Annotated in this window: 1 protein-coding gene and 1 pseudogene; one reads left to right on the plus strand and one right to left on the minus strand. The window is 45.6% G+C overall.

What is annotated here, in order from left to right:
* Positions 1–193 (plus strand): annotated as a pseudogene (locus tag OQ5_RS21045) (biopolymer transporter TolR); the annotation flags it as partial.
* A gap of 54 nt (positions 194–247) precedes the next feature.
* On the opposite strand, the gene ccsA reads toward OQ5_RS21045, so the two are convergent.
* Positions 248–3322, minus strand: a complete 3075-nt coding sequence (gene ccsA, locus OQ5_RS0112750; protein ID WP_016777854.1) for a cytochrome c biogenesis protein CcsA — start codon at positions 3320–3322, stop codon at positions 248–250.
* Between the last annotated feature and the right edge of the window lie 314 nt (positions 3323–3636).

Below are 3636 nucleotides of genomic sequence, written 5' to 3' on the forward strand. Positions count from 1 at the left end.
TTATGGTCCTGAAGTTGATGCCGGCGATCACCCGTTTTACAAACACGTTTATCTTCGCCGGATGCCCATTGATGGGGGCGATCCTGAAATTATTGCTTATCTGTATGGGGGGCAGGGTACCATCAATGTTCCCAGCTGGTCGCCCTGCGGCAGATACATTTCGTTTGTGAGCAACAGCGGAGTTTGGTGGTAAGTACATGACTAAGTGCAAAGTTTATATTTCACTACACTTAAAATCCTGTCGTTCCTATTCTGCTGCTATTTTATTATTCTTCCAATAAGCATAACCAATTAATACGGCCACAACCACTACCGAATAATAAACCGCTGAGGGTATGGGAACAGGATCGCCTGCAGCATAAGAATGCATGCCTGTCAGATAGTAGTTTACTCCCAGATAGGTCATGATCACCGATGCGAATGCCAGAAGCGATGCCGTATTAAAAGCCAGTCGCCCGCGGAGGCCGGGGATCATACGCATGTGCACCACAAAAGCATAAATGAGAATGGTAATGAGCGACCAGGTCTCTTTGGGGTCCCATCCCCAATAACGTCCCCACGATTCATTGGCCCATACTCCGCCGAGAAAGGAACCGATGGTCATCAGATAAAGTCCAACTATAAGAGCCATTTCATTGATGGCTGTGAGCTCGTCGATAGTAGCTCCCACCCGGGCTTTATTGTTTTTTGTTTGAAGTCCGGTCAGCAACAAATTCATAAACCCAAGCAAAGCACCTAATGTCATAAATCCGTAACCCCCTATAATCACTGCAACATGCAGCGTCAACCAATAGGATTTAAGTACCGGCACCAGGTTTGTGATTTCCGGATTCATCCAACTCAGATGCGATACCATCAAAACTATGCCCGCAAAGAGTGCAGTAACGGACAAAACCAGTGGCGACCGGCGGCTGAAAAGTAAACCGGCCAATAGCAGTGCCCAGGCTATAAATATCATCGACTCATAGCCATTGCTCCACGGTGCATGGCCTGATATATACCAACGCAGTGCAAGGCCGAAGGAATGGTATGCAAAGCCTGCTAAAATTAGCCATAAAGCTAAGATTTGTATCCACTTTTTGTGCAAAGGAGGATATACCAGGCCCGCAATATTGTAAAGTACAAGGATGATACCTAATGCAAAAAAGAAGGTAGCAAGCCACATGAAAATATTCAGACGATTATATAAGATTTCGGCCTTCATCCTGGATTTTGTCGGCAGCAGGCTGCCTCCGTGTACCTCCTGGTATCTTTTAATGTCCTGTATAATTTTCAATGCTTTGTCGTTGTTCCCCTCGCGTACAGAAACAATAAAGGAGGGTAGTGCAGAAGTTAGAAACAGGCTGTCTTCGGCCGTCAACTGTCGGGAAGGTTCCTCCACCGGGGTAAGCCACGGTGTTTCCCGGTCATTATTTACCGGAAAGAGCCTGTGCAACTTCCCCGATTGTGCCATGTAAAAAACATTGACCTGCTCATCGACTTTTATGAGCTCCTGCTCCAGTTTATCCCTCTGTGCCGGGTTTTTTCTGTAGGCGGCATCCACCTGGTTGTTGATCTTATAGGTGTGGTCGGCATTGAAAAAGTCGCTGAACGAAGCTTTTTTCTTCTTGACATTCAGTATTCTTCTTAACTCGGGATGCTTAACGGTAATCAAAGGTACTTGCTGCCATTCGGCAGGGTGGGTGAGTATACCCAAAAGCATCTGATCGGGGTTAAAGCCTTTGAACGAGTTGTGTTTTACCAGTTTTACCATAACCTCCTGATGCATGGTGTTGAGCGGTTTTATGCGGCCACCTTTGTCCTGAACCCAGATCATTCCCAGGGCATCTGTCACTTCAGCATCAGGCTTTGGCGGCATGTCCTGTCCCGAAACACTTACTGCCAGCATAAAGAGGAGGGCAGTAACCACTCCTTTTCGTTGCTTATATAGCTGGTCGGTTTTCTGCAGCAATTTTCTGAACCTTGTTCCCGGTGCAAACAATGACCAAATCATGCTAACGCTCATCAGGAAATAACCAATGTAGGTGATAAGCGTTCCCCAGAAATCGTGATTAACAGAAAGGATGGTCCCTTTTTCGTCGGGGTCGTAGGAAGACTGGTAGAAACGATAACCCCCGTAATTAAGTATGTTGTTCATGAAGATTCGATAGTCCATCGTTTGATTGTTGGCAGCATCGATAACAGTAACTTCGCTTGCATAGGAAGAAGGGCTTTCCGAACCCGGGTAACGCTCAAGCTGAAAGTCGTTGAGCCGGATGGAGAAGGGGAGTTCAAGCGGGAGGGAGCCATAACGAAGATGAATGGTTCCGTTATTGATATGAATGGTCTCCGCGCTACCTACTTCTCCTACTTTCCCGGAAACATGAATGGTCTCAGATGTTTTGCCGTCATCGATACAGAAAGTTACCACATCGGTCATCGACGGCCCTCCTTGCGCCGGAACAGAAACCGGGGCGATTTCAGCCTCGGGCCAGAAACGACTCATTGCCAGCTTTATTCCGTCAACAGAATAAAGTTGGCCTGTAGCAAGTTTAACCGGCGTTCCCGGGCTAATACTGTCCTGCTGATGAGTTCCCATGGACGATTGGGTCATAACCCGGTTGGCCGTTATGGTCAGTCTCTCTTCTTCTTCCGAACGATTGATGATCATATCAGCCTGGTTCTTATTGTCAGGCTCAAAAGCAATTCTGAGACCATTGATCTGTATGGTTTGTTGAGGTGCCACGAAATGCTCTTTTCTACCGTCGGTAGACGATACCAGAAGTCCCAGAAGAGGATATCCGCCTTTTTGACGAACGGGTCGAATAGCAGCATTGGGAGTATAATCGACACTTCTGATTTTATAGTTTTTGCCGTTGATATCAACTTTTTCTGAAAACTCGTGCGGTGTTTTTTCCGAAAGGAAAACCGGCTTGTGAATTGCCCTGGTTCCCGACCGGTCATTTACTTCCATCGATACGTACCCGTCAACCGTATAGATGGTATTTGAAGTTTCGCCTTCGCGGATGGGCATATTGCCCTCATACCCGATATAGCGCGTAACTGCAGCCCCGATAATAATAACAAAGAAGGCAAGATGGAACAACAGAACCGGTGCTTTTTCCCACTTCCACATATTGAAAGCAAACAAATTGCCAAACAGATTGATGCCCATAAGCACAAAAATAAGCTCGAACCACCAGGTGTTGTAAACCATGGCCCGGGCAGCCCGGTAACCAAAATCGTTTTCAAGGAAGGTGGCAATGGCAAGAACAGTTGCCAGAATAATAAATAATGCCCCCATGAGTTGGCGCGATGTGAGAAATTTAACGATCCGGTCCATATCAATAATAGAATTTATTTAGTACCTGTCTATAAAGTGGGAAAAGTTTCCTACTTATCATGTGTCTGTTCAGAAAGTGTCATTTACAAGGCTTGCGAAGTCCGAAAATACGGAGTTTACTTATCGTAAATGAGTAATTTTCGGACGAGCGTAACACAGTAAATGGCATTTTATGGACAGACACTAAATAGTCTAAGTTATTGGTCTGATGGAACTTGCATAATAGTGTTGTGGTAAACTTATCTATGTTCATTTCATCTTACATTTAATAGTTGTTAAGCGGCTGTTAGAATTGTTAAGTTGTTAGAGTTGCT

Origin of the sequence: Anaerophaga thermohalophila str. Valhall (assembly GCF_000250735.1) — a bacterium.
GTDB classification, from domain to species: Bacteria; Bacteroidota; Bacteroidia; order Bacteroidales; family Marinilabiliaceae; genus Anaerophaga; species Anaerophaga thermohalophila_A.

Bases quoted from the DNA above. Each gene is read 5' to 3' on its own strand.
- ccsA (WP_016777854.1), bottom strand. From the start codon at position 3,322: ATGGACCGGATCGTTAAATTTCTCACATCGCGCCAACTCATGGGGGCA.